This is a genomic window from Pseudomonas sp. 2hn, assembly GCF_019646095.1.
GTDB classification, from domain to species: domain Bacteria; phylum Pseudomonadota; class Gammaproteobacteria; order Pseudomonadales; family Pseudomonadaceae; genus Aquipseudomonas; species Aquipseudomonas peradeniyensis.
In genome coordinates this window covers 814,175-836,634 of the sequence record NZ_CP081016.1, presented here as the reverse complement: position 1 = coordinate 836,634, position 22,460 = coordinate 814,175, and the positions used below count along the sequence as shown (strand labels likewise).

19 protein-coding genes are annotated in these 22,460 nt (G+C 65.0%); 5 read left to right on the top strand and 14 right to left on the bottom strand.

The window, feature by feature from the left end:
* Both K2O50_RS03905 and K2O50_RS03900 read right to left on the bottom strand, forming a co-directional pair.
* Positions 1–198: a YbdD/YjiX family protein gene (locus tag K2O50_RS03905; RefSeq protein WP_050706909.1), complete on the bottom strand. Its 198-nt coding sequence runs from the start codon at positions 196–198 to the stop codon at positions 1–3.
* A gap of 13 nt (positions 199–211) precedes the next feature.
* The gene (locus tag K2O50_RS03900) at positions 212–2,278 is read right to left on the bottom strand and encodes a carbon starvation CstA family protein (RefSeq protein WP_050706910.1); all 2,067 of its coding nucleotides are present in this window, start codon (positions 2,276–2,278) and stop codon (positions 212–214) included.
* A 166-nt stretch (positions 2,279–2,444) separates the two neighbouring features.
* Between K2O50_RS03900 and K2O50_RS03895 the strand changes: the two genes are divergently transcribed.
* Together K2O50_RS03895 and K2O50_RS03890 are read left to right on the top strand one after the other, a co-directional pair.
* Positions 2,445–2,813, top strand: coding sequence for a PilZ domain-containing protein (locus K2O50_RS03895; protein ID WP_028691346.1), 369 nt, complete (start codon positions 2,445–2,447; stop codon positions 2,811–2,813).
* A 261-nt stretch (positions 2,814–3,074) separates the two neighbouring features.
* Positions 3,075–4,592 carry a nucleobase:cation symporter-2 family protein gene (locus K2O50_RS03890; RefSeq protein ID WP_050706911.1) on the top strand — a complete coding sequence of 506 codons (1,518 nt, stop codon included), beginning with the start codon at positions 3,075–3,077 and terminating at the stop codon, positions 4,590–4,592.
* A 330-nt stretch (positions 4,593–4,922) separates the two neighbouring features.
* On the opposite strand, the gene K2O50_RS03885 is transcribed toward K2O50_RS03890, so the two are convergent.
* The 8 genes from K2O50_RS03885 to radA all read right to left on the bottom strand — a co-directional run bounded on the left by K2O50_RS03885 (position 4,923) and on the right by radA (position 16,112).
* Complete coding sequence (locus tag K2O50_RS03885) at positions 4,923–6,260, bottom strand: TolC family outer membrane protein (protein WP_050706912.1); 1,338 nt, start codon at positions 6,258–6,260, stop codon at positions 4,923–4,925.
* Between the two features lie 4 nt (positions 6,261–6,264).
* Positions 6,265–7,596, bottom strand: a complete 1,332-nt coding sequence (locus tag K2O50_RS03880) for an HlyD family type I secretion periplasmic adaptor subunit (RefSeq protein ID WP_050706913.1) — start codon at positions 7,594–7,596, stop codon at positions 6,265–6,267.
* Positions 7,597–7,600: 4 nt separating this feature from the next.
* Positions 7,601–9,367, bottom strand: a complete 1,767-nt coding sequence (locus K2O50_RS03875; protein ID WP_050706914.1) for a type I secretion system permease/ATPase — start codon at positions 9,365–9,367, stop codon at positions 7,601–7,603.
* Between the two features lie 169 nt (positions 9,368–9,536).
* Entirely contained in the window at positions 9,537–10,154 is a 618-nt protein-coding gene (locus tag K2O50_RS03870; RefSeq protein ID WP_050706915.1) for a heme acquisition protein HasA, read from the bottom strand.
* A gap of 82 nt (positions 10,155–10,236) precedes the next feature.
* Positions 10,237–12,906 (bottom strand): TonB-dependent receptor, encoded by a 2,670-nt coding sequence (locus K2O50_RS03865; RefSeq protein WP_256206022.1) that lies wholly within the window; start codon positions 12,904–12,906, stop codon positions 10,237–10,239.
* 204 nt (positions 12,907–13,110) lie between these two features.
* Positions 13,111–14,100 (bottom strand): FecR domain-containing protein, encoded by a 990-nt coding sequence (locus K2O50_RS03860; RefSeq protein ID WP_050706917.1) that lies wholly within the window; start codon positions 14,098–14,100, stop codon positions 13,111–13,113.
* Positions 14,101–14,168: 68 nt separating this feature from the next.
* Positions 14,169–14,672: an RNA polymerase sigma factor gene (locus K2O50_RS03855; protein WP_050706918.1), complete on the bottom strand. Its 504-nt coding sequence runs from the start codon at positions 14,670–14,672 to the stop codon at positions 14,169–14,171.
* Positions 14,673–14,744: 72 nt separating this feature from the next.
* Entirely contained in the window at positions 14,745–16,112 is a 1,368-nt protein-coding gene (radA, locus tag K2O50_RS03850) for a DNA repair protein RadA (protein WP_050706919.1), read from the bottom strand.
* Between the two features lie 179 nt (positions 16,113–16,291).
* On the opposite strand from radA, the gene mscL reads away from it, so the two are divergent.
* Positions 16,292–16,705, top strand: a complete 414-nt coding sequence (gene mscL / locus K2O50_RS03845) for a large-conductance mechanosensitive channel protein MscL (protein WP_050706920.1) — start codon at positions 16,292–16,294, stop codon at positions 16,703–16,705.
* Positions 16,706–16,773: 68 nt separating this feature from the next.
* Here the strand turns inward: mscL and K2O50_RS03840 are convergent, their stop codons facing one another.
* Positions 16,774–17,550: a ferredoxin--NADP reductase gene (locus K2O50_RS03840; RefSeq protein WP_050706921.1), complete on the bottom strand. Its 777-nt coding sequence runs from the start codon at positions 17,548–17,550 to the stop codon at positions 16,774–16,776.
* Positions 17,551–17,766: 216 nt separating this feature from the next.
* On the opposite strand from K2O50_RS03840, the gene K2O50_RS03835 reads away from it, so the two are divergent.
* Positions 17,767–18,471: an autoinducer binding domain-containing protein gene (locus K2O50_RS03835; protein ID WP_050706922.1), complete on the top strand. Its 705-nt coding sequence runs from the start codon at positions 17,767–17,769 to the stop codon at positions 18,469–18,471.
* A 78-nt stretch (positions 18,472–18,549) separates the two neighbouring features.
* The gene (locus K2O50_RS03830) at positions 18,550–19,674 is read left to right on the top strand and encodes a methyltransferase (RefSeq protein ID WP_050706928.1); all 1,125 of its coding nucleotides are present in this window, start codon (positions 18,550–18,552) and stop codon (positions 19,672–19,674) included.
* Positions 19,675–19,765: 91 nt separating this feature from the next.
* Here K2O50_RS03830 and K2O50_RS03825 read toward each other — a convergent pair whose 3' ends face one another.
* From K2O50_RS03825 to K2O50_RS03815, 3 genes are read right to left on the bottom strand one after another with little or no spacing between them, the layout of a single operon-like run.
* On the bottom strand, positions 19,766–19,906 hold the full coding sequence (locus K2O50_RS03825) for a DUF2474 domain-containing protein (protein ID WP_036986195.1): 141 nt from the start codon (positions 19,904–19,906) through the stop codon (positions 19,766–19,768).
* Between the two features lie 12 nt (positions 19,907–19,918).
* A complete protein-coding gene (cydB, locus tag K2O50_RS03820; protein ID WP_050706923.1) occupies positions 19,919–20,926 on the bottom strand; it encodes a cytochrome d ubiquinol oxidase subunit II in 1,008 nt (335 codons plus the stop codon).
* Position 20,927: 1 nt separating this feature from the next.
* Positions 20,928–22,364 carry a cytochrome ubiquinol oxidase subunit I gene (locus K2O50_RS03815; protein WP_050706924.1) on the bottom strand — a complete coding sequence of 479 codons (1,437 nt, stop codon included), beginning with the start codon at positions 22,362–22,364 and terminating at the stop codon, positions 20,928–20,930.
* Between the last annotated feature and the right edge of the window lie 96 nt (positions 22,365–22,460).

Below are 22,460 nucleotides of genomic sequence, written 5' to 3'. Positions count from 1 at the left end.
TCAACAGCACTTGGGCCCGGACTTGCCACCATAGCGCGCTTCCTGGCGCTCGCGGAAGAACGCCTCGTAGCTCATCACCGGCTTGTCCGGGTGCTTCTTCTGCATGTGCTCGACATAGTTGTCGTAGTCGGGCATGCCGACCATCAGGCGGGCGGCCTGCCCCAGGTACTTACCCAGTCGACCCAGGTCGTTGAACATCGCGGCGGTCCTCTCAAGCGTCAGGCAGGGCCTGGAACGGGGTTTCCTTGTCGCTGCGCTCCTTGCGACCCAAGGCGGCGAGGCCGACCTTGACGGCGAAGAACAGCACGCTGAACACCACCACCAGGAACAGCACGGTCAGGCCGGCGTTGGTGTAGGCGTTGAAGATCACGTGCTGCATCTGGCCGATGTCCTTGGCCGGGGCCAGCACCTGGCCGGCGTCCAGCGCGGTGCTGTACTTCTTGGCCAGGGCCAGGAAGCCGACCGCCGGGTTCGGGTCGAACAGCTTGATCAGGCCCGCGGTGGTGGTGCAGATCAGCAGCCACACGGCCGGCAGCAGGGTGACCCAGACGTAGCGCTGGCGCTTCATCTTGATCAGCACCACGGTGCCGAGCATCAGGGCGATGCCGGCGAGCATCTGGTTGGAGATGCCGAACAGCGGCCACAGGGTGTTGATGCCACCCAGCGGGTCGATCACGCCCTGGTACAGCAGGTAGCCCCACAGCGCCACGCAACCGGCGGTGCCGATCAGGTTGGCGGTCCACGACTCGGTGCGTTTCAGCGCTGGCACGAAGCTGCCCAGCAGGTCCTGCAGCATGAAGCGTCCGGCACGGGTACCGGCGTCCACGGCGGTGAGGATGAACAGTGCCTCGAACAGAATGGCGAAGTGGTACCAGAACGCCATGGTGTTCTCGCCCGGCAGCACCTGGTGGAGGATCTGCGCGATACCGACCGCCAGGGTCGGCGCACCGCCGGCACGGGCCAGGATGGTGTGCTCGCCGATGTCGCGGGCGGTGGCCTCGAGCTGCTCGGGAGTGATCATGAAGCCCCAGCTGCTGACGGTCTGCGCCACCGAGACGACGTCGGCACCGACCACCGCGGCCGGGCTGTTCATGGCGAAGTACACGCCCGGCTCGATCACCGAGGCGGCGACCATGGCCATGATGGCGACGAACGACTCCATGAGCATGCCGCCGTAGCCGATGTAGCGGGCGTTGGTTTCGTTGTCCAGCAGCTTGGGCGTGGTCCCCGAGGAGATCAGCGCGTGGAAGCCGGACACCGCGCCGCAGGCGATGGTGATGAACAGGAACGGGAACAGGGTGCCCTTCCACACCGGGCCGGTGCCGTCGGTGAACTGGGTCAGCGCCGGCATCTTCAGTTCGGGCGCGATGATCAGGATGCCGATGGCCAGGCCGACGATGGTGCCGATCTTGAGGAAGGTCGACAGGTAGTCACGCGGCGCCAGCACCAGCCACACCGGCAGCACGGCGGCGACGAAACCGTAGCCGACCAGCATCCAGGTGATCTGCACGCCGGTGAAGGTGAACGCCGGGCCCCACACCGGATCCGCGGCGATCTGCCCCCCCAGCCAGATCGACAGCAGCAGCAGGACCACGCCGATGACCGAGATCTCGCCGATGCGGCCCGGACGGATGTAGCGCATGTAGATGCCCATGAACATCGCGATCGGGATGGTCGCCATCACCGTGAACATGCCCCACGGGCTCTCGGCCAGGGCCTTGACCACGATCAGCGCCAGCACCGCGAGGATGATGATCATGATCAGGAAGCAGCCGAACAGGGCGATGGTGCCGGGGATGCGGCCCATTTCCTCGCGGACCATGTCGCCCAGCGAGCGGCCGTTGCGGCGTGTGGAGAGGAACAGGACCATGAAGTCCTGCACCGCGCCGGCCAGCACCACGCCGGCGATCAGCCACAGCGTGCCGGGCAGGTAGCCCATCTGCGCGGCGAGCACCGGGCCCACGAGCGGGCCGGCGCCGGCGATGGCGGCGAAGTGATGACCGAAGAGAATGTGCTTGTTGGTCGGGACGTAGTCCAGGCCATCGTTGTTGAGTACCGCGGGCGTGGCCCGGCGGGGGTCGAGCTGCATCACCTTGGTGGCGATGAACAGGCTGTAGTAACGGTAGGCGACCAGGTAGAGGGCCACTGCCGCGACCACGATCCACAAGGCGTTGATCGCCTCACCGCGACGCAGGGCAACCACACCCAGCGCGCAGGCCCCTATGACTGCCAGCGCCAGCCACGGAATGTGGCGTAGCAGGCTATTATTGTTGTTCATGGTTTACTTCCAGCTGGTGGATTGGAAAGACCGCCCATCGAGTCTAGGGCGAGTCATCGCGCATTGCCACACTTGCTTTGGTCTAGAGCCTCTGCGGCCAGATTGCGGTACCTGATACGGCAACATAACCCACTATAGTCAGGTTGAACCCCCGAGGGCTTTTCCCATGAGCGACCACGACGAACGCCGCCGCTTTCAACGCATCGCCTTCGATGCCCCCACTGAACTGCGCCAGGGCGAGCGGCGCTGGCCGGTGAAACTGCTCGACCTGTCGCTCAAGGGCCTGCTGATCGAGCGCCCCGATCCCTGGAATGCCGACCTCACCCAGGACTTCGAAGCGATCATCCACCTCAACGACAAGAAGACCCAGGTGCTGATGCAGGTCGAACTGCGCCACGAGGAGCCGAGCCGTCTGGGTTTCATCTGCCTGCACATCGATATCGATTCGATGACCCATCTGCACCGTCTGGTGGAACTGAACGTGGGTGACAGCACCGAAATGATGCGCGAGCTGCGCGAACTCATCGAAGATTGATATCTCTTAGCCTGCTATCTATCTGGCTGTGACGGCTTTCCTGTCCAGCCAGACAGCTTTCCTACACTCGCCAGCCTGTTTGTACACACCCCTCTGGAACAGCCTCCTGCATGTTGGAACGCAACCTGCATCCAGGTTTCACGCACCCTGGACGCACCCGTTCCGTCGCTACGATCAAAACTTTGTATACAATTTTTGTGGCAATTTTTTGTGGTAGTTGTCTACAGTAGCGGCACAACAATAAACAGAGAGCCTGCTCCAATGACCACGTCCCCCAGCACGTCTCCCGCCCCGCGCCCCGAGGACGAAAACCTCGGCCTTGGCGCCAACCTGGCCTACGGGCTGCAGCATGTCCTGACCATGTATGGAGGGATCGTCGCCGTACCCCTGATCCTCGGCCAGGCCGCCGGCCTGGCCCCGGCGGAAATCGGCCTGCTGATCGCCGCCTCGCTGTTCGCCGGGGGCCTGGCGACGTTGCTGCAGACCCTTGGCCTGCCGTTCTTCGGTTGCCAGCTGCCACTGGTGCAGGGCGTATCGTTCGCCGGCGTGGCGACCATGGGTGCGATCCTCGGCAGCCAGAGCGGTGGCGGCTTGCCTTCGGTGCTGGGCGCGGTGATGGCGGCGTCGCTCATCGGTTTCCTGATCACCCCGGTGTTCTCGCGCATCACCAAGTTCTTCCCGCCGCTGGTCACCGGCATCGTCATCACCACCATCGGCCTGACCCTGATGCCCGTGGCCGCACGCTGGGTGATGGGCGGCAACAGCGCCTCGCCGGAGTTCGGCAGCGTGGCCAACATCGGCCTGGCCGGGCTGACCTTCGCCATCGTCCTGCTGCTGAGCAAGCTGGGCAGCGCGAGCATCTCGCGCCTGTCGATCCTCCTGGCCATGGTCGCCGGCACCCTGATTGCCTGGGCGCTGGGCATGACCGACTTCAGCAAGGTCACCGAAGGCCCGATCTTCGCCTTCCCCACGCCGTTCCACTTCGGCATGCCGACCTTCCATATCGCCGCGATCCTGTCGATGTGCATCGTGATCATGGTGACCCTGGTGGAAACCTCGGCGGACATCCTCGCGGTGGGTGAGATCATCGACACCAAGGTCGACTCCAAGCGCCTGGGCAATGGCCTGCGCGCCGACATGGCGTCGAGCATCCTGGCGCCGATCTTCGGCTCGTTCACCCAGAGCGCCTTCGCCCAGAACGTCGGCCTGGTGGCCGTGACCGGGGTGAAAAGCCGCTACGTGGTGGCCACCGGCGGGGTGATCCTGGTGGTGCTGGGCCTGCTGCCGATCATGGGCCGGGTCATCGCCGCGGTACCGACCCCGGTCCTGGGTGGCGCGGGCATCGTGCTGTTCGGCACCGTGGCGGCCAGCGGCATCCGCACCCTGTCCAAGGTCAACTACAAGAACAACGTCAACCTGATCATCGTCGCCGCCTCGCTGGGCTTCGGCATGATCCCGATCGCGGCGCCGACCTTCTACCACAACTTCCCGAGCTGGTTCGAAACCATCTTCCACTCCGGCATCAGCTCGGCGGCGATCATGGCCATCCTGCTGAACCTGATCTTCAACCACTTCACCACCGGCAATTCAGAGAACCAGTCGGTGTTCGCCGCGGCCTACGAGCGCACCATCCAGTACTCGGACATCTCGGCCCTGCGCGATGGCGACTACTTCAAGGACGGCAAGCTGTTCGACGCCGATGGCAACGAGGTTCCGGTACTGGAACTCGACGAGCACGGCAACGAGGCGCCCAGGCGCAAGGCGGTTGCCGAACACTGATCGCTGACCAGGATGGTCATCGAGGGGGAGCCGACGCGCATCGTCGGCTCCCTTTTTTCGTCTGGTGCATACGTGGTAGCGGGAGTTGTGGGAGCAACTGTCTTGCTGAGTTTTCTCAACTGGCGTGATCTCTGTAGGAGCGGCCTTGCCGAGGCGTCGGACCGGTCGGAAAGGGCCGCAAAGCGGCCCCAGCGATATCTGCAACTACGCTGAAATCCCGGGGCTGCTGCGCAGCCCTTTCCGACCGGTCCGACGCCTCGGCAAGGCCGCTCCTACAGGTTGGCGTAGAACCTGTGGGGCCCGCTCCCACGATTGATCCGCTGAGTTGCCCTAGCCGTGCGCCACGAAATACCGGTTCAACACGTTCAGATCCCCCGCCTCCAACACCCCCGCCAGATAGCGCAGCTGCAACCACGCCCGCAGGTACTCATGCCGTGCCTGCGCCAGGTCGCGCCTGGCACCGAACAGCTGCTGCTCGGCGTCCAGCACATCGAGGTTGACCCGTTCCCCTCCCCGCACGCTCTTGCGCGTGGCCTGCACCAGGGCCGAGGCCGCCTTCACCGCCAGGTCGTAGGCGCGGATCTTCGCCGTGCCGCTGGCGCACAGGTTGAACTGCCGGCGCAGCTGGTTGAGCGTGTCGCGCAACTGCGCATCCAGCTCGAAACCCGCGGCATCACGCTGGGCCCGGGCCTGGCGCACCGACGCCTGTACACCGCCCCCGGCAAACAACGGCACGCTCAACTGCAGGCCGATGCTGTCGGTGTCGTAACGCTGGTTGTAGCTGCTCTCGGAGCTGGAACTGGAAATGCCCTTACTGGCATAGGCACTCAACGAAGGCAGGTGCCCGGCCCGTTGCCGCTCGATGTTCTGCTCGGCGACTTCCAGCCCATGGCGCTGGCTGGCCAGCTCGGCGTTGTGGGCGACGGCCAGGTCGCGCCAGGGCTCGAAACGCGTGGGCGTGAGTGGCTGGACACGGAAATCGCCGGTCATCGGTGCCAGGTCCTCGACCGCCACCGGTTCGCCAATGATCGCCTGCAAGGCGCGCAGCGCCGCATCGAGATTGTCGCCAGCCTCGATTTCCTGGGCCTGGGCCAGCTCGTAGCGTGCGCGGGTTTCCAGTACATCGGTACGGGTGCCCTCGCCGCCCTTGAGCAGTCGCTCGTTGAGAGTCAGCTGCTCGGCGTAGGTGCGTCGCTGGGCCTGGGCCAGGGCGATCTGCTCGTTGGCGAACAACGCTTCGCTGTAGGCGCCGAACAGACGCACCATCAACTCCTGGCCACGGCCGCGATAGCGCTCATCGGCCAGGGCGGCCTGGGCCACGCCACGGCGGTAATCGCTCCAGGCGGCATAGTCGAACAACGGCTGCTCGAGAGTCAGGGTCGAACTGTAGCTGCGGTAGTCGCGCTGGGTGGTCACATCACCGAACTGACTGCGTTGGGTCACCTCGGAATCGTTGCGGGCGCGGTTGTAGCGGTACGACAGCCTCGGCAGCAGGCCGGCGCGACCGATCGCCAGGTTCTCGAGCCCGGCCTCGCGCTCGGCGATGGAACCCTGCCAGGTGGGATCGTTACGCAAGGCCAGGGCATAGGCGTCGCCCAGGTCCAGAGCCTGCGCCGACAGACTCGTGAACAACAGCAGCGGGCAGGCGGCACGCAAAAGCACGGACATCCCCTTATTCCTCGGCCAGGGCGACATGCACCCGGTCAGCCAATGGTTTGAAAAGGTAGTTGAGCATCGAGCGCTCGCCGGTTCGCACGAAGGCCTCCACCGGCATGCCCGGGCGGATATCCAGGCCGGCCAGTTGGCCAAGGCCCTGCTCGCTGACCTTGATGCGCACCTGGTAGTAGGGCTGCTGGGTCTTTTCGTCGAGCAGGCGGTCGGCGGAGACGAGGGTCACCTCGCCATCCACCCGCGGCGTGGTGCTCTGGTTGAAGGCGACGAACATCAGTTCCACCGGCAGCCCCGGGCGCAGGCGGTCGACCATGTCCACCGAAGCGCGGGCGTCGACCAGCAACGGCGCATCGCGCGGCACGATCTCCATCAGTTGCTGGCCACGGGCGATGACACCGCCGTTGGTGAACACGCTCAGACCAACCACCGTGCCGGCCACGGGAGCCCGCACCTGGGTATGGGCCAGCTCGAATTCGGCGCTGCGCAGACGGTTGTCCAGGTCCTCGGCGCTGGCCAGCAGCTCGGCGAGCTGCTGGCGCACCTCGTTCTGGTACTCCTGCTGGCGCTGGCCGATGCGCAGCTTGAGTTCCAGCACCTGGCGCCGGGTGCGGCCGATGCTGCCGAAGTCCTCGGCGATCGAGCCGTTGACCTGGGCCAGCAGCCGCTCACTGTCGAGCAGGCGATTGCGGGCGATGTAGCCATCCCGAGCCAGTTCGCGCAAGCCGCGCAGTTGCTCGTCCAGCGCGTCACGCTGGGCCTGTTTGCTGGCCAGCGAGCCTTGCAGGCCCTGCAGCGAGGCTTCGGCGCCGGCGATGCTCTCGCGCAGGCCGCCAAGCTCCATCTCCAGCGCCTGGGCGCGGCTGCTGCGCAGTTGCCGCTGGCTCTCCAGCACCGTGGCCACCCAGGCGCTGGCAGCCTGGTCACGCAGGCCTTGGGGGAATTCGATCGAAGCCCTGCCATCGCGCTCGGCCAGCAGGCGCGCCTCGGCGGCGCGGGCGTTGACGTACTGCACCCGCAGCGAACCGACCTGGGCCTGGGCCTGGGTCGGGTCCATGCTCAGCACGACCTGACCGGCGCTCACCGTGTCGCCGTCACGCACCAGCAACTGCTCGATCACCCCGCCCGTGGGGTGCTGCACGGCCTGTCGGCTACCGGCGACCATCACGCTGCCGCTGACCGGCACGCCTTTGTCCAGCGGCGCCAGCGCGGCCCACAGGAGGAAACCGCCGAAACCTGCCAGCACCAGCCAGCGGCCCACCCGGCCCGGGCGGTGTTCGTCGAGGCTGAGCAGGCTCGCCTCGGTCTTTTGCGTGGAGAGGGCGTATACGCTCATGAAGTCAGGCTCTTGGCTGGCCGAAGGTGACGCTCAGGCCGATAGGGTTGCGTGTGGAGGATGGCCCGACGGGGGCGGGAGCCGGCCGGGCGGCCCGCTGTGCGTCCTGCAGCACCCGGGCGGTGGGGCCGAAGGCCTGCAACTGGCCGCCCTTGAGCATCAGCAGGTTGTCCAGGCCGGCCAGCAGCGAGGACTTGTGGGTGATCAGGATCAACGTGCGCTTGTGCTCGCGCAGCCTGGCAAGGGCCTCGACCAACGCCAGCTCCCCAGCCTCATCGAGATTGGAATTGGGCTCGTCGAGCACGATCAGCGCCGGCAGCCCATACAACGCCCGCGCCAGGCCGATGCGCTGGCGCTGGCCGCCGGACAGGCCCAGCCCGCTTTCCCCCAGCAGCGTGTCATAGCCTCCCGGCAGCTTGAGGATCATGTCGTGCACCCCCGCCAGCTGCGCCGCGGCCACCACCTGCTGGGCATCCACCGCGCCGAGCCGGGCGATGTTGTCGGCGATGCTGCCGGCGAACAGCTGCACGTCCTGGGGCAGGTAACCGATATGCTGGCCCAGCGCGCCACGGTCCCAGACCCTCAGGTCCGCGCCATCCAGGCGGACCTTGCCGCTCGCCGGGGCAACTGCGCCGACCAGCAGCCGCGCCAGGGTCGACTTGCCCGAGCCGGACGGGCCGATGATCCCCAGTGACTCACCCGCCGGCAGTTCGAAGCCCAGGTTGTTCAGGCACAGACGGCTGCTGCCCGGCTGCGTCGCCCCCACCTGCTCAAGTGTCAGCTTGCCGAGCGGCGCCGGCAGCGGCGTACCCGCCGGGCGCGGCGGCTGGGTCCGCAGCAGCTCGCTGAGGCGCTGATAGGCCAGGCGCGCACCACTCCATTGGCGCCAGGCACCGATCAACTGGTCAATGGGTGCCAGCACCCGGGCCATGAGGATGGAACCGGCGATCATCATCCCCGGCGTGATCAACTGCTCGATGGCCAGCCAGGCCCCCAGGCCGAGCACCAGCGACTGCAGGGCCAGGCGCACGGTCTTGGTCAGCGCGGTAACCGCCGCGGTACGCTCGCTGCCCAGGTTCTGCCGGGCCAGGAAGCCATGGTGCAGGCGCGCCCAGCGCTGGCGCACCGGCGCCAGCATGCCCATGGCCTCGATCACCTCGGCGTTGCGCAGGTTGGCGCTGGCCTCCAGGCCGGCCTGCTGCGACAGCTGCCCGGCCTCGGCAAACGGCGCCTGGGTCAGGCGCTCGTTGACCCAGGCCAGCAGCGTCAGCAGCACCGCCCCCAGCAGCGCCATCAGGCCGAGCCATGGGCTGAACATGAACATCACCAGCAGGTACACCGGGAACCACGGCGCGTCGAAGAACGCGAACAGGGCCTGGCCGGTGGCGAACTGGCGCAGCGCGGTCAGGTCGGCGAGCATCTGCCCCGCGGCGCCCTTGTGCCCGGCCAGGCTGGCCTCGTAGGCGGCCTGGAACACCCGTGGGTTGAGGTCCATGTCCATGCGCGTGCCCAGGCGGATCACCACCTGGCTGCGCAGCCACTCCAGCAGGCCCATGAAGGCGAACACCCCGAGCACCATGAGGCTGAGCATCAGCAAGGTCATCTCGTTGCGCGACGACAGGACCCGGTCGTAGACCTGCAGCATGTACAGCGCCGGGGCCAGCATCAGCACGTTGATCACCGCGGTGAACAGCGCAACGTTGCCAAGCCCGGCACGGCAGGCCCTGAGCGCCCGCAGCACTTCGTTGGCCGCGGCGGGAGCGGTTCGCATTTGTTGGAAACCTCATAGAAGGCGCCGACCGGTGATTGCATTCGCCCTGTCGTCGCCACAGAATTCGCACCGCCGCAGCCTGGGCCCGGCAAAGACACGGGCTGCGGGGTAAGTGCATCAGATCAGCGAATGGCGGGGTGACCTTCCATTCGCTTTTTCATGCCTGCGCTCAGGCCGCCAGGGCCAGATCCTCGGGCAGCGCCTGCACGCCGACCGCTTCGGCGGCAGCGGCGTGGGCCGGGCCAGCGGCCAGGGCCGCACCGATCTCGGCGAAGGTACTGTTGGTGGAGACGCCATAACCGGCCAGCAGGTTGTCCAGCACGCCTTCCAGGGCCGAGGTGTTGCCCTGCATCAGGCCGTAGATCACGCTCTGCACTTCGTTGCCGGCACGCCCGGCGCCTTGCGCGGCGTCCAGATCCAGGCCGTTGAAGCTGACCACGTAGTTGCCCAGGCTGAAGTCGCTGCCGCTGCCGCCACCGAGCACTTCACCCAGGGAGACGTTGTCCAGCGAGCCCCACAGGTAGTGGTTGAGGTTGTCGCCCGGGGCCTTGGACGGGTCGAACACATAGTGCAGACCGTTGGCGCTGTCGCTGTCGGCAATGAAGGCGTAGTCCGAGTTGTTGCGACCGTGGGTGGCGTACTGGTCGCCATCGAAGGTGCCGTTGCTGAAGCCGCCGGTGTTGCTGTAGCCATGGCCGGCGGTGACGAAGCCGGCACTCCAGAAGGCCAGGTAGTCGTCGACGGTCGAGCTGGCGAAGGCGGCGTCGTAGTTAACGGAAAGGGTCATGACGGTTCCTCGTTGTTGCACAGTGATGACGAAGGCGCGTTCCGTGCCTTCGCGTCGCCCGAAATGGGCAAACCCGGTTGGTTCAGAAGCGGTACTCGAGCATGCCGCTCAAGGTGCGGCCGCGGGCCAGCGACAGGTTGTTGCCGTCGCCCATGGCCACGAAGTAGGCCTCGTCGGTGGCGTTCTCCAACGACAGGGCCAGGTTCAGGCTGGGGGTCATCCAGTAGCTGGCGTAGAGGTCGTAGACCGTGTACTGCGGCCATTGGGCCTGGTCGATCTGGTTGTAGGTATGGCTCTTGAGGTTCTCGCCGTTGCCTTCGCTGTAGCGCACGCGCATGCCCACATCCAGGGTGCGTTCGAGCAGGCGCATGCCCAGGGTCAGGGCGCCACGGTCGGCGGGCATGTACGAAGCGTTGCCCATGATGTCGCCGCAACTGACGATACTGTTGGTGTCTGCGGCGCCCTCGGCGCGTGATACGCGCACCGGCAGCATGATGATGCGGCTGCCCACCCGCACCGGGCGCATGACGGTGCCGGCGCTGACCAGACGCTGTGCGCCCCCCATGTAGAACTGGTTGGAACAGAACTCGTTGCTGCCGATCATGTGGGTGTAGCTGAGCTGGCCGTAGTAGGCACCGGCATCGTAGTCCAGGCTGTATTCCACGCCGCGAAAGCGCGTGGTCTCCAGGTTGTTCTGGTAGGCCGAACGGCCCAGGGCGATGCCTGCCACGCTGCTGCCGGGCAGCGAGACATTGGTGTCGAGGAACGAGAAGTTGTCGATGCGCGTATCGAAGTAGGCGACCTTGGCGCCGAAGCGGTCGCCGTCGTGCAGCAGCGACTCCTTGAAGATGTTCAGCCCCAGCTCCCAGTTGTGCGACTCCTCGGCCTTGAGGAACGGGTTGGGGTAGACCATCTCGGCACTGCCGCCGGCATGCGGACGGCCGCTCATGAACACTTCGGTCACCGCTGGCGGGCGCCAGCCACGGCCCCAGCGGGTGTAGACCTGTAACCAGTCCGGCCCGGGCTTGAGCGCGATGCCGAAGGTCGGTGAGAAGCGGCCCTCCTCGGTATCCTCGTCGAAGATCATGTGGGTCTGCTGGCGGGTAAGGCCGACCTCGGTGACGCCCTCGGGGTACATCCAGGTGGTGACGCCGGTCTTGCCGCTCAGGCGATAACGGTCATAGCGCAGCCCGGCATCCAGGGTGAGCCAATCGTCATGCTCGTAGGTGAGCTTGCCGAACAGGCTGGCCATCACCCGCTTGCCCTTGGGGTTGGCGCCCTGCACGTAGGGTAGCGACTCCACCTCGTTGGCCGCGGCGACGCGCTCGGTGCTGGGGCGAAAGCTGTCCTGGAACAACTCGGTGCCGTAGTTGAAGCTCAGGGTATCAGCCTGCCCCAGGTGCCAACGCGAGGTGTTCTGCAGCTGCAGGCCCCAGGTGTCGGTCTGGAAGCGGTCGGTGTAGGCCTCGACACGGTTGCCGGTGGCGGCGCTGGACAGGTTGTCGGCGTTCCAACGGTCCTGGCGGGTGGTCACGTAGTACAGCTTGGCCTTGAAGTCGATCAGGTCGTTGTCCGGGGTGAAGCTGTAGTCCAGTGCGGCATTCTTCGCATTGATGTCGTTGGTGCCGGTGACCCGGTAGTAATAGCGGTTGGCGTTGCTGTCGTTGTAGGTCCAGGCGTCCTTGCTGTCGGTGTCGGTCTCGATGTAGCTGAACTGCAGGCGCTGGTCGTCGGCGAAGTTGAGGCCGAGCTTGAACAGCTGTGAGCGGGTCACGCTGTCCATCGCTCCCACTTCACCATGCAGCCAGCTCTTCCAGGCCTCGCGATTCTCCAGCTTGCCGCGGATCTGCGTGCCCAGGTTGTCGGCGTTCTGCGTACCGCTGCGGTAGTTGCCGAAATGCCGCTCACTGTGGCCAAGCAGGATATCGCCGGCTTCATTGCCGACGGCGAACAGTGCACTGCCATTGAAGTAGGTGCCGTTGCCCAACTCGCCGATACCGTGGCCGGCGCGCAGGCGACCACCGATCTCCTTGCCCGGCCCGAGCAGGTCACGGGCATCGACGGTGTTGAAGCTGGCGATGCCGCCGATCACCCCGGCACCGCCCATGCCGGCCGAGGTGCCCTTGTCGATCTCGACACCCTGGATGAACTCCGGGTCGATGAACATCACGCCGTTGCGCTGCTGGTGGCCGTTGACGTTGAAGTTCTGGCGCATGCCGTCGATGTTCATATTGACCCGGCCATAGTCCTGCACGCCGCGGATGTTCACCGACAATCCGGGATCACGCTGGTTGACGGCGGTATACACGCCTGGGGTCTGCTCAAGCAGGTCGGCGGCATGACGAGGGGCGCGCTGCTCGATCTGCTCACGGGTAATGACACTCACCGATCGCGGGGTCTGGTACACCCAATCACCATCGCGCTGCGAATCGACATGGGTCGCGCCCAGCTCCAGCGCCTCGCCGTCCTGGACGATTCGCTCCAGGCCGACCTGCCCGGCGGCACTGAAGCGGTAGCGTACTGGCGTGCCGCGCAGCAGTTGGCGCAGGCCCTCTTCGGCCGGGTAGCTGCCCTGCAGCCCTTCGCTGCGCAGGCCGGCCAGCTTGCGGCTGTCGAAGAACACCTGCACACCGGACTGCTCGGCGTAGGCCAGTACCGCGCTGTCGAGCGACTGGGCCGGAATATCGAAACGCACCAGGTTGCGGCTGGCGATGCTTGGCGAATCGGCGGCGTGTGCCTGGCCGATCCCCATCGGCAATGCACAGCTGCCCAGGACCAGGCTGCCGGCCAGGGCGAGGCGGCCCAGAGGGCGCAAGGGTTGTTGTCGTGGCGTGCTCACTGCGGTTGCTCGTCCGTTGTTGGCGTTTTCTAGTAATGAAAATCAATCTCAACAATCAGACGTGCTGCGCAGGAAAAGTCAGTAAATAAAATTGAAAGTATTTTGCCGAAGCCGCATTCAGTACAGCACGGCCAAGCCTGGAAGCTTGATCAGCCGGGCCTTGAGCTCGTCACCGAGCACCACCGGGGCGGTGCCTAGCTGGTCGAGGCGGAATACGCCGCTGACCTCACGCCGGGCCAGTGCGTCACTGGCGACTACCAGCCGGCCTGCACGGTAGCGATTGAGCCGGGCGACCACCTCGGCGAGCGGCTGGCGTTCGAATACCAGCACGCCGCGCTGCCAGTCCGTGGCTCGCCGCAGATCGTGACCCGGCCAGGGTCGTACCCCCTTGTGCTGGTCATAGCGCAGGCTCTCGCCCTGCTCCAGTAACTGACTGGCCTGCCCCTGCAACGGCGGCACCTGCAGGTCGACCGCGACGCTGTGCTCCAGCATGCCGACCCAGCCCCCCTCACCCGCCGCGCCAACCACGAAGCGTGTACCGAGGGCGCGGCTGGTAGCCCCGGCGTATTCGACCACGAATGGGCGTGCGTCCCGGGACGTGACCGGTACGGCAGTGAAGATGGCCTCACCGGACAACAGGCGCACGCGGCGTTCTTGATCGTCGAAGGCAAGCTGGACGGCGCTGCGGCTGTCCAGTTCGACCTGGCTGCCATCGGGCAGGGTCACCCGACGCACCTCGCCGATACCCGTGAGGTAGTCCGCGCGCCAGCCTAGCCAGGCCTGCGGCCCTTGCTGCACGGCCAGCACGGCCAGCAACAGCGCCGCCGCGCTGGCGACAGCCCGGCGCAACCGAGGCCGCCGTCGCCGCATCGGGCTGCCCTGGAGGGGAGTCGTGGGGCGAGCGCTCGAGACGGCGGGCAAGCTTGCCAATAGCCCAAGGTCAGCCCAGGTGGCCTGGGCGAACCCATAGGCACGGGCGTGCCGGGGATCGCTGGCGCACCACTGGTCCAAGGCGTGCTGCTGCGCCGGGCCCAGGGGACCGGCCTGCTGCAGTACCACCCACTCGGCGGCCTGCTCGCGGATGGCTTGCTCGTTCTGGCTGCTCACACGGTTCTCTCGCGATCTGGTTATGTCTGGGCTGACGTCTGAGGCGGCATTTGTCAGTAAACCGTTGGTCATTCGGTTTCCTGCAGGCACTGCATCACATAGGCCAGGGCCTTGGCCAGATGCTTTTGCACCGAGCTGTCGGAGATCCCCAGGTGCCGGGCGACCTCGGCGTGGGTCATGCCTTCCAGGCGGTTGAGGCGAAAGATTTCCCGGGTGCGTTCAGGCAGCTCGCCGAGGATCGCCTGCAGGCGACGCAGGTGCTGCTCGCGCACGGCCTGCTCCTCGAGCCCGGGGCCGTCCTCGACGATCGCCTCGAAGGCTTCATGGGGCACCGTGTCGGTCTTGCGCCGCTGCTGCTGGCGCACGTGATCGATCATCAGGTTGTGCGCCGTGCGGTACAGGTAGGCCTGGGCGTTTTCGATCGGCTCGTGACGTTGCTGCTCGGCCAGGCGCAGGAAACTGTCCTGCACCAAGTCGGCCGCCAGCTGCGGGTCGCGCACCTTGCGCGAGAGCAGGCCCTGAAGATTTTTCGCGTGCTTTGTGAACAGCCGCTTGAGGTCGAACTCCGCCACACGCTCTCCATGGGGTGGTCGCAAGGTGGCGGTATGCTACTGGTTATTGAGAATCACTTGCAAGAAACAGCATTATTCGAAGAGTGCATCCAGCGCCTGTTCCAGACGGGTCACGGCAATCACCTGCAACCCGGCGGGCGCTTCCTTCGGCGCATTGCCCTTGGGCACGATGGCGCGCTTGAAGCCATGCTTGGCCGCCTCTTTCAGGCGCTCCTGGCCACTGGGTACCGGGCGCACCTCGCCCGACAGGCCGATCTCGCCGAACACCAGCAGGCCATGGGCCAACGGACGATTGCGCAGGCTCGACATGACCGCGGCCAGCAACGCCAGGTCCGAGGCGGTTTCGAGCACCTTCACGCCGCCAACGACGTTGAGGAACACGTCCTGGTCATGGGTGGGAATACCGCCGTGCCGGTGCAGCACCGCCAGCAGCATGGCCAGGCGGTTCTGGTCCAGGCCCAGGGTCACCCGTCGCGGGTTGGCAAGGTGGCTGTCGTCGACCAATGCCTGGACCTCCACCAGCATCGGCCGGGTACCTTCCCAGGTGGCCATGACCACGCTGCCAGGTACTTCTTCCTGGGTGCGATTGAGGAAGATCGCCGACGGGTTGGAGACTTCCTTCAGACCACGGTCGGTCATGCCGAACACACCCAGTTCGTTGACCGCGCCGAAGCGGTTCTTTACCGCGCGCAGCAGGCGCAGGCGGCCATCGGACTCGCCCTCGAAATACAGCACGGTATCGACCATGTGCTCGAGCACCCGAGGCCCGGCCAGCGAGCCTTCCTTGGTGACGTGGCCGACCAGGAAGATCGCCGTGCCGCTCTGCTTGGCGTAGCGCACCAGCAACGCCGTGCTCTCGCGCACCTGGGCGACACCGCCCGGGGCCGACTGCAACTGCTCGGTGAAGATAGTCTGGATCGAGTCGATGACCATTACTCGCGGTTTTTCCTGGCGGGCGGTGGCGATGATGGTCTCGATGCAGGTTTCGGTCATGACCTTGAGCTGGTCCTGGGGCAGCCCCAGGCGCCGGGAACGCATGGCCACCTGCTGCTGCGACTCCTCGCCGGTGACATAGAGCGCCGGCATCTGCGTGGCGATGTTGCACAGGGTTTGCAGGAGGATGGTGGACTTGCCGATCCCCGGGTCACCGCCGATCAGCACCACCGAGCCGTCCACCAGGCCTCCGCCGAGCACGCGGTCGAGTTCGGTGCTGCTGGTGGTGAAGCGCGGGATCTCCTCGACGCTGACTTCGGCCAGGGTCTTGATCTGTGCCTGCTGCCCGGTCCAGCCGGCACGTCCGCTCGGCGCCGCGGCGCCGCCGCTCTCGATCATGGTCTCGACCAGGGTGTTCCAGGCCCCGCAGTCAGCGCACTGGCCGGCCCATTTGGGGAAGGTCGCGCCGCACTCTGTGCAGCCATACAAACGCTTGGCCTTGGCCATGGGCGGGTCTCCTGGAAAAAACCGCCATGATAGCCGAACACGGACGTGTCCCGGAGGCCGCGGCGGGCGACCAAACTATTCGCGCTAAACACAGTCTGTAGCTGCGAACGTCACGCATGAAGCGTTTTAGTGGCTTACACTGCGTTTACCTCTCTCCATTCGTAACAAAGGAATACAGCATGGGCATGCTCAGTGAATTCAAGGCCTTCGCGGTCAAGGGAAATGTCGTCGACATGGCGGTAGGTATCATCATCGGCGCGGCGTTCGGCAAGATCGTCTCTTCCTTTGTCGGCGACGTGATCATGCCCCCCATCGGCCTGCTGATCGGCGGCGTGGACTTCAGCGACCTGGCGATCACGCTCAAGGCCGCCGAAGGCGATGTGCCGGCAGTGGTAATGGCCTATGGCAAATTCATCCAGACCATCCTCGACTTCATCATCGTCGCCTTCGCCATCTTCATGGGCGTGAAGGTGATCAACCGCCTCAAGCGCGAAGAGGCCGTGGCACCGACCGCACCGCCAGTGCCAAGCGCCGAGGAAACCCTGCTGACCGAGATTCGCGACCTGCTCAAGGCGCAGAACCGCCAGCCCTGAAGCACAAAACGGCTGGGGCCGCTTTGCGGCGGCCCCAGTGACGACGATCCAACAGGCGCTGTTGTGCCTTACCAGTAGTTCTCCACCGCCACCTGCCCCGGCCGCTTGCTCAGGCTCAGCTGCAGGTCACGCGCCTTGAGCACCTTGCGCGTCTCGTCGATCATCTGCGGGTTGCCGCACAGCATGATCCGCGAATGCTCCGGCGACAGCTCAAGCCCCGCCGCCTTTTCCAGCTCACCGTTCTCGATCAGCGTGGTGATCCGCGCATTCAATGCGCCCGGATGTTGCTCTCGGGTGACCACAGGTATGAACTGTAACTTGCCCGCGAACTCCGCCAGGTAGTCGCGTTGCTCCAGCGCGGCGATCTCGTCCACGTACGCCAGCTCCTTCGCCTCGCGCACCGAGTACACCAGCTTGATGTTGTCGAAGCGCTCCCAGGCCTCGAAGTCCTGCAGGATCGACATGAACGGCGCAATGCCGGTGCCGGTGGCCAGCAGCCACAGGTCGCGACCACCGACGAAACGGTCCAGGGTCAGGTAACCGAACGCCTGGCGGTCGATCAGCAGGGTGTCGCCCTCGCCCAGGCGGCTCAGCTCACTGGTGAACTCGCCTCCCGGCACCACGATGGAGAAGAAGTCGAGGAACTCGTCGTGGGGCGCGCTGACCATGGAATAGGCGCGCCAGGCGACGCTGCCATCGGCCTTGCTCACGCCCAGGCGGGCGAACTGCCCGGCGCGGAAGCGGAATCCGGCATCACGGGTAACACGCAGGGAAAACAGGTTGGGCGTCAGGGGCTGGACGTCGAGCAGGGTCTGGCGGGTATATTTGTCGGCGCTGGCGGTCATGACGGGCTCCATGGAACAGATGCGCGTAGTGTCGCGCAAAGCAGCGGAGATAAACACCGTCGGTTTGTAAGGTATCGCCTGGGACTGCGCGCAATCAGCTAAGAAAATACGCCAGCTATAACAAAAAAACCCAGCACAGAGTTAGGGGATTTCCTACACTTCGCTTCGTGCGTTACCTACATTGGATCCAGCGAGAAGCAGAAGGGAGCTTCATCGATGCCACACTGGAAGACGGAAGATCTCCAGCAATTGCTGGACGAGCGCGAGCCCAAGCAGATTTTCGCATGCGCCGTGGACCTGATACAGAAGCTCGACATGGAGTATCTGGGGCTGACGCTGCATCTGCATGCTTGCGCCAAGGGTCCACAGGTAATTCTCTACAATAACTACCCCAAAAGCTGGAATGATCGTTACCAGAACGAGAATTTCATCAGTATGGATCCGACAATATTAAAGTGCCACCTTGGCGAGCTGCCTTTTGTCTGGAGCGACGATCTCTTCCGCGACGTCCCACACCTGCGCGAGGAAGCTCATGCGCACGGGCTGACCTACGGCTGGACCCAGTCAACGCATGACCTGCGGCATAACGAAAGCCACTTGAGCGTGTCCCGGCGTTCCCGCGCCATCGACGACGAAGAACACTACGAAAAGTGCGCTGCGACGATGTGGCTGTGCAACACGTTGCACTCGCTGCTCAGCGAATATCACCTGACTCACCTCTACGGACTCAGCGTGCGTGAACTGGAAGTGATGGACTGGTGCGCGAAAGGCAAAATTGCCGAGGACATTGCCAAGATCCTGCGTTTATCGACCAGCACTGTGAACTTCCATATCCGCAGTTCCATCGAGAAGACAAACGCCGCCAATAAAACCCATGCCGTCGCCAAGCTGATCGAATCCAAACAGATCAGTCCCAGATAATGGCTCGAAATCTGTAGAATCGCGTACCTCATGTCCATCGCGCCCCGCGATGACCAGCACCACCTTGAGCCGTACGCCATGCCCCTGTTCAACAGCCCCTTCGCCGACCTCGACCTGATCCGCCAGCCGGCCCAGGCCAACGACCCGCTGCTGGCCTTCGACGCCGCCGACCAGTACCTGCTGGAACACCTGGCCGCCCAGGCACCGCAGGCGAGCTGCAAGGTGCTGGTGCTCAACGACAGCTTCGGCGCCCTGGCCGCGAGCCTCGCAGGGCATGTGCAGGTGAGCAGCAGCGGCGACTCGCACCTGGCGCACCTGGCCCTGGAGAAGAACCTGGCGGGTAACGGCAAGCCGTTCGACAGCGTGCCCTTCATCCCGGCCAGCGAGACCTTCCAAGGCCCGTTCGACCGCGTGCTGGTGCGCGTGCCCAAGACCCTGGCCCTGCTCGAGGAACAGCTGATCCGCCTGCAGGGCCAACTGGCGCCCGGCGCCCAGGTGATCGCCGGGGCCATGATCAAGCACCTGCCCCGCGCCGCCGGCGACCTGATGGAGAAGTACATCGGCCCGGTCCAGGCTTCGCTGGCGCAGAAGAAGGCCCGTCTGCTGATCGCCACCGTCGCCGAACGCCCGGCCGCACGCTCCCCCTACCCCAGCCGCTACCTTCTGGACAGCCCGGCCCTGGAACTGCTCAACCACGCCAACGTGTTCTGCCGCGAAGGCCTGGACATCGGCACCCGCGCCTTCCTGCCACACCTGCCACGGGACCTGGGCCGCGTCCGGGTCGCCGATCTGGGCTGTGGCAATGGCGTGCTGGCGATCGCTTGCGCCCTGGCCAACCCGGATGCGCAGTTCACTCTGGTCGACGAGTCGTACATGGCGGTGCAGTCGGCACGGGAGAACTGGCAGGCGGCGCTGGGCGGGCGCGAAGTGACGATCAGGGCCGCGGATGGTCTGGCCGGCCAGGAGAAACAATCGCTGGACGTGGTGCTGTGCAACCCGCCATTCCACCAGCAACAGGTGGTCGGCGACTTCCTCGCCTGGCGCATGTTCCAACAGGCCCGGGAGGCGCTGGAAGTCGGTGGGGCGCTGTACATCGTCGGCAACCGCCACCTGGGCTATCACAGCAAGCTGGCGCGGCTGTTCCGAGGGGTCGAGCAGGTGGCGGCGACGCCGAAGTTCGTGGTGCTCAAAGCCCGTAAATAAGCGCCCTCAAGTAAACGAAAAAAGCCCGCCCCTACTGGTACTGTAGGAGCGGGCTTGCCCCGCGATCGGGCTGCAAGGCAGCCCTTGCAACCTAGTGAGTACTAAGGCCTGCCGCACTCATGAACATGCGCATGCCATAAGCCACCACCCCAAGCGCCGCCACGCTCAGCCCCCAGATCAGCACCAGCCAACCCAGGCGTTGCCACAGCGGCTTTTTCTCTTCGACGTTCATCACGATGCGCTCCTAGTGATAGCCGTCTTCATGGGTCACCTTGCCGCGGAACACGTAGTAGCTCCAGTAGGTGTAGCCAAGGATGAACGGCAGGATGAACAGCGTGCCCACCAACATGAAGCCCTGGCTCTGCGGCGGCGCCGCAGCGTCCCAGATGCTGATCGACGGCGGAATGATGTTCGGCCACAGGCTGATGCCCAGCCCGCTGTAGCCCAGGAAGATCAGCACCAGGGTCAGCAGGAACGGCGTGTAATGGGCATTGCGCGCCACCGCCCGCAGCAGGCCGTAGAAGGTCACCAGCACCAGGATCGGCACCGGCATGAACCAGACCAGGTTGGGCATGCTGAACCAGCGCTCGGCGATCTGCGGGTAGGCGATCGGCGTCCACAGGCTGACGATGCCGATCACCGCCAGCAGCACCAGCGCCAGGGGGCGAGCCATGTCGTGCATCTTCTGCTGCAACGGCCCTTCGGTCTTCATGATCAGCCAGGTGCAGCCCAGCAGGGTGTAGGCGACGATCAGGCCCAGGCCGCTGAACAGCGTGAACGGCGTCAGCCAGTCCAGGGTGCCGCCTACGAACTTGCGGTCGACCACCTTGAAGCCCTCGATGAAGGCACCCAGGGCCACGCCCTGGAAGAAGGTCGCCACCAGCGACCCCCAGATGAACGCCTTGTCCCAGATATGGCGTTTGTTGGCCCGGGCCTTGAAGCGAAACTCGAAGGCCACGCCACGGAAGATCAGGCCCACCAGCATCAGGATCAACGGCAGGTACAGCGCCTCCAGCACCACCGAGTAGGCCAGCGGGAAGGCGCCGAACAACGCCGCGCCGCCCAGCACCAGCCAGGTCTCGTTGCCGTCCCATACCGGGGCGACGGTGTTCATCATCACATCACGGTCCCGCTCGTCCTGGACGAACGGGAAGAGCATGCCGATTCCCAGGTCGAAACCATCCATCACCACGTACATCATGACGCCGAAGATGATGATCACGGCCCAGATCAGCGGAAGATCGATACCCATCTCAGTTCCCCTTGCTCAGGCTGCTGGACTCGGCCTCATGGCCATCATCGGCGGCGGACAGTGGCCGCGCCGGCGTGCGTTTCTGGCCAGGGCCTCCGGGGGGCTGCGTGTCGCCCTCGCCTGTGTGCGGACCTTTGCGCACCAGACGCATCATGTAGCCGAGCCCAGTACCGAACAGGGCGAAATAGACCACCACGAACATCACCAGGGTGAAGCCAAGTTGCGTATAGCTGTGGTTGGACACGCCATCGGCGGTACGCATCAGGCCGTAGACAACCCATGGCTGGCGACCGATTTCCGTGGTGAACCACCCTGCCAGGATGGCGATCAATCCGGATGGCCCCATCCACAAGGCCAGATGCAGGAATGGCCGGCAACTGTACAAAGTGCCACGCTTACGCAGCCAGAGGCTCCACAGGCCAACGAAGATCATCAGCATGCCCAGCCCGACCATGACCCGGAACGACCAGAATACGATGGTCGAGTTGGGTCGATCCTCAGGTGGGAAGTCCTTCATCGCCGGGACCTGCTTGTCCAGGCTGTGGGTGAGGATCAGGCTGCCGAGCGCCGGGATCTCGACCTTGAAGCGCGTGGTCTCGGCCTGCATGTCGGGAATGCCGAACAGAATCAGCGGGGTCGGCTCGCCGGGCTTGTTCTCCCAATGGCCTTCGATGGCCGCGATCTTCACCGGCTGGTGCTTGAGGGTGTTCAAGCCATGGAAGTCACCGATCACCGCCTGCACCGGCGCGACGATCAACGCCATCCACATGGCCATCGACAGCATCTTGCGCACCGCCGGGTTGTCGCGCCCGCGCAGCAGGTGCCAGGCGGCCGAGGCGCCGACGAAGAACGCGGTGGCGACGAAGGCCGCGGTGGCCATGTGCATCAGCCGGTAGGGGAAGGACGGGTTGAAGATCACCGCGAACCAGTCCACCGGGATCACCTGGCCATTGACGATCTCGTAGCCCTGGGGCGTCTGCATCCAGCTGTTGGAGGCGAGGATCCAGAACGTCGACACCAGCGTGCCCAGCGCCACCATGCACGTGGCGAAGAAGTGCAGGCCACGGCCGACTCGATTCCAGCCGAACAGCATGACGCCAAGGAAACCGGCCTCGAGGAAGAAGGCGGTCAAGACCTCGTAAGTAAGTAATGGACCGGTGATGGACCCGGCAAAGTCGGAGAACTGGCTCCAGTTGGTGCCGAACTGGTAGGCCATGACCAGGCCCGAGACCACGCCCATGCCGAAGTTGACGGCGAAGATCTTCGACCAGAAGTGGTAGAGGTCACGGTAGGTGTTGTCGGCGGTCTTCAGCCAAAGGCCTTCGAGGACCGCCAGGTAGCTCGCCAGGCCAATGGTGATGGCCGGGAACAGGATGTGAAAGGACACGGTAAAGGCAAACTGGATTCGGGCGAGCTCTAAGGCTTCCAATCCGAACATGGTGCTTCCTCTTCAGGTAATCCGGCGACCGGGCTCGTGGCCTGTCGCCCACTGCCCCCACGGGTATCGAGTGCGGCGCGTTGGAATTGTTCTGTT

Excerpts from the sequence above, each read along its gene's own strand:
- K2O50_RS03905 (WP_050706909.1), bottom strand. The coding sequence starts at position 198 with ATGTTCAACGACCTGGGTCGACTGGGTAAGTACCTGGGGCAGGCCGCC.
- K2O50_RS03900 (WP_050706910.1), bottom strand. The coding sequence starts at position 2,278 with ATGAACAACAATAATAGCCTGCTACGCCACATTCCGTGGCTGGCGCTG.
- K2O50_RS03895 (WP_028691346.1), top strand. The coding sequence starts at position 2,445 with ATGAGCGACCACGACGAACGCCGCCGCTTTCAACGCATCGCCTTCGAT.
- K2O50_RS03890 (WP_050706911.1), top strand. The coding sequence starts at position 3,075 with ATGACCACGTCCCCCAGCACGTCTCCCGCCCCGCGCCCCGAGGACGAA.
- K2O50_RS03885 (WP_050706912.1), bottom strand. The coding sequence starts at position 6,260 with ATGTCCGTGCTTTTGCGTGCCGCCTGCCCGCTGCTGTTGTTCACGAGT.
- K2O50_RS03880 (WP_050706913.1), bottom strand. The coding sequence starts at position 7,596 with ATGAGCGTATACGCCCTCTCCACGCAAAAGACCGAGGCGAGCCTGCTC.
- K2O50_RS03875 (WP_050706914.1), bottom strand. The coding sequence starts at position 9,367 with ATGCGAACCGCTCCCGCCGCGGCCAACGAAGTGCTGCGGGCGCTCAGG.
- K2O50_RS03870 (WP_050706915.1), bottom strand. The coding sequence starts at position 10,154 with ATGACCCTTTCCGTTAACTACGACGCCGCCTTCGCCAGCTCGACCGTC.
- K2O50_RS03865 (WP_256206022.1), bottom strand. The coding sequence starts at position 12,906 with ATGGGGATCGGCCAGGCACACGCCGCCGATTCGCCAAGCATCGCCAGC.
- radA (WP_050706919.1), bottom strand. The coding sequence starts at position 16,112 with ATGGCCAAGGCCAAGCGTTTGTATGGCTGCACAGAGTGCGGCGCGACC.
- mscL (WP_050706920.1), top strand. The coding sequence starts at position 16,292 with ATGGGCATGCTCAGTGAATTCAAGGCCTTCGCGGTCAAGGGAAATGTC.
- K2O50_RS03840 (WP_050706921.1), bottom strand. The coding sequence starts at position 17,550 with ATGACCGCCAGCGCCGACAAATATACCCGCCAGACCCTGCTCGACGTC.
- K2O50_RS03835 (WP_050706922.1), top strand. The coding sequence starts at position 17,767 with ATGCCACACTGGAAGACGGAAGATCTCCAGCAATTGCTGGACGAGCGC.
- K2O50_RS03830 (WP_050706928.1), top strand. The coding sequence starts at position 18,550 with ATGCCCCTGTTCAACAGCCCCTTCGCCGACCTCGACCTGATCCGCCAG.
- K2O50_RS03825 (WP_036986195.1), bottom strand. The coding sequence starts at position 19,906 with ATGAACGTCGAAGAGAAAAAGCCGCTGTGGCAACGCCTGGGTTGGCTG.
- cydB (WP_050706923.1), bottom strand. The coding sequence starts at position 20,926 with ATGGGTATCGATCTTCCGCTGATCTGGGCCGTGATCATCATCTTCGGC.
- K2O50_RS03815 (WP_050706924.1), bottom strand. The coding sequence starts at position 22,364 with ATGTTCGGATTGGAAGCCTTAGAGCTCGCCCGAATCCAGTTTGCCTTT.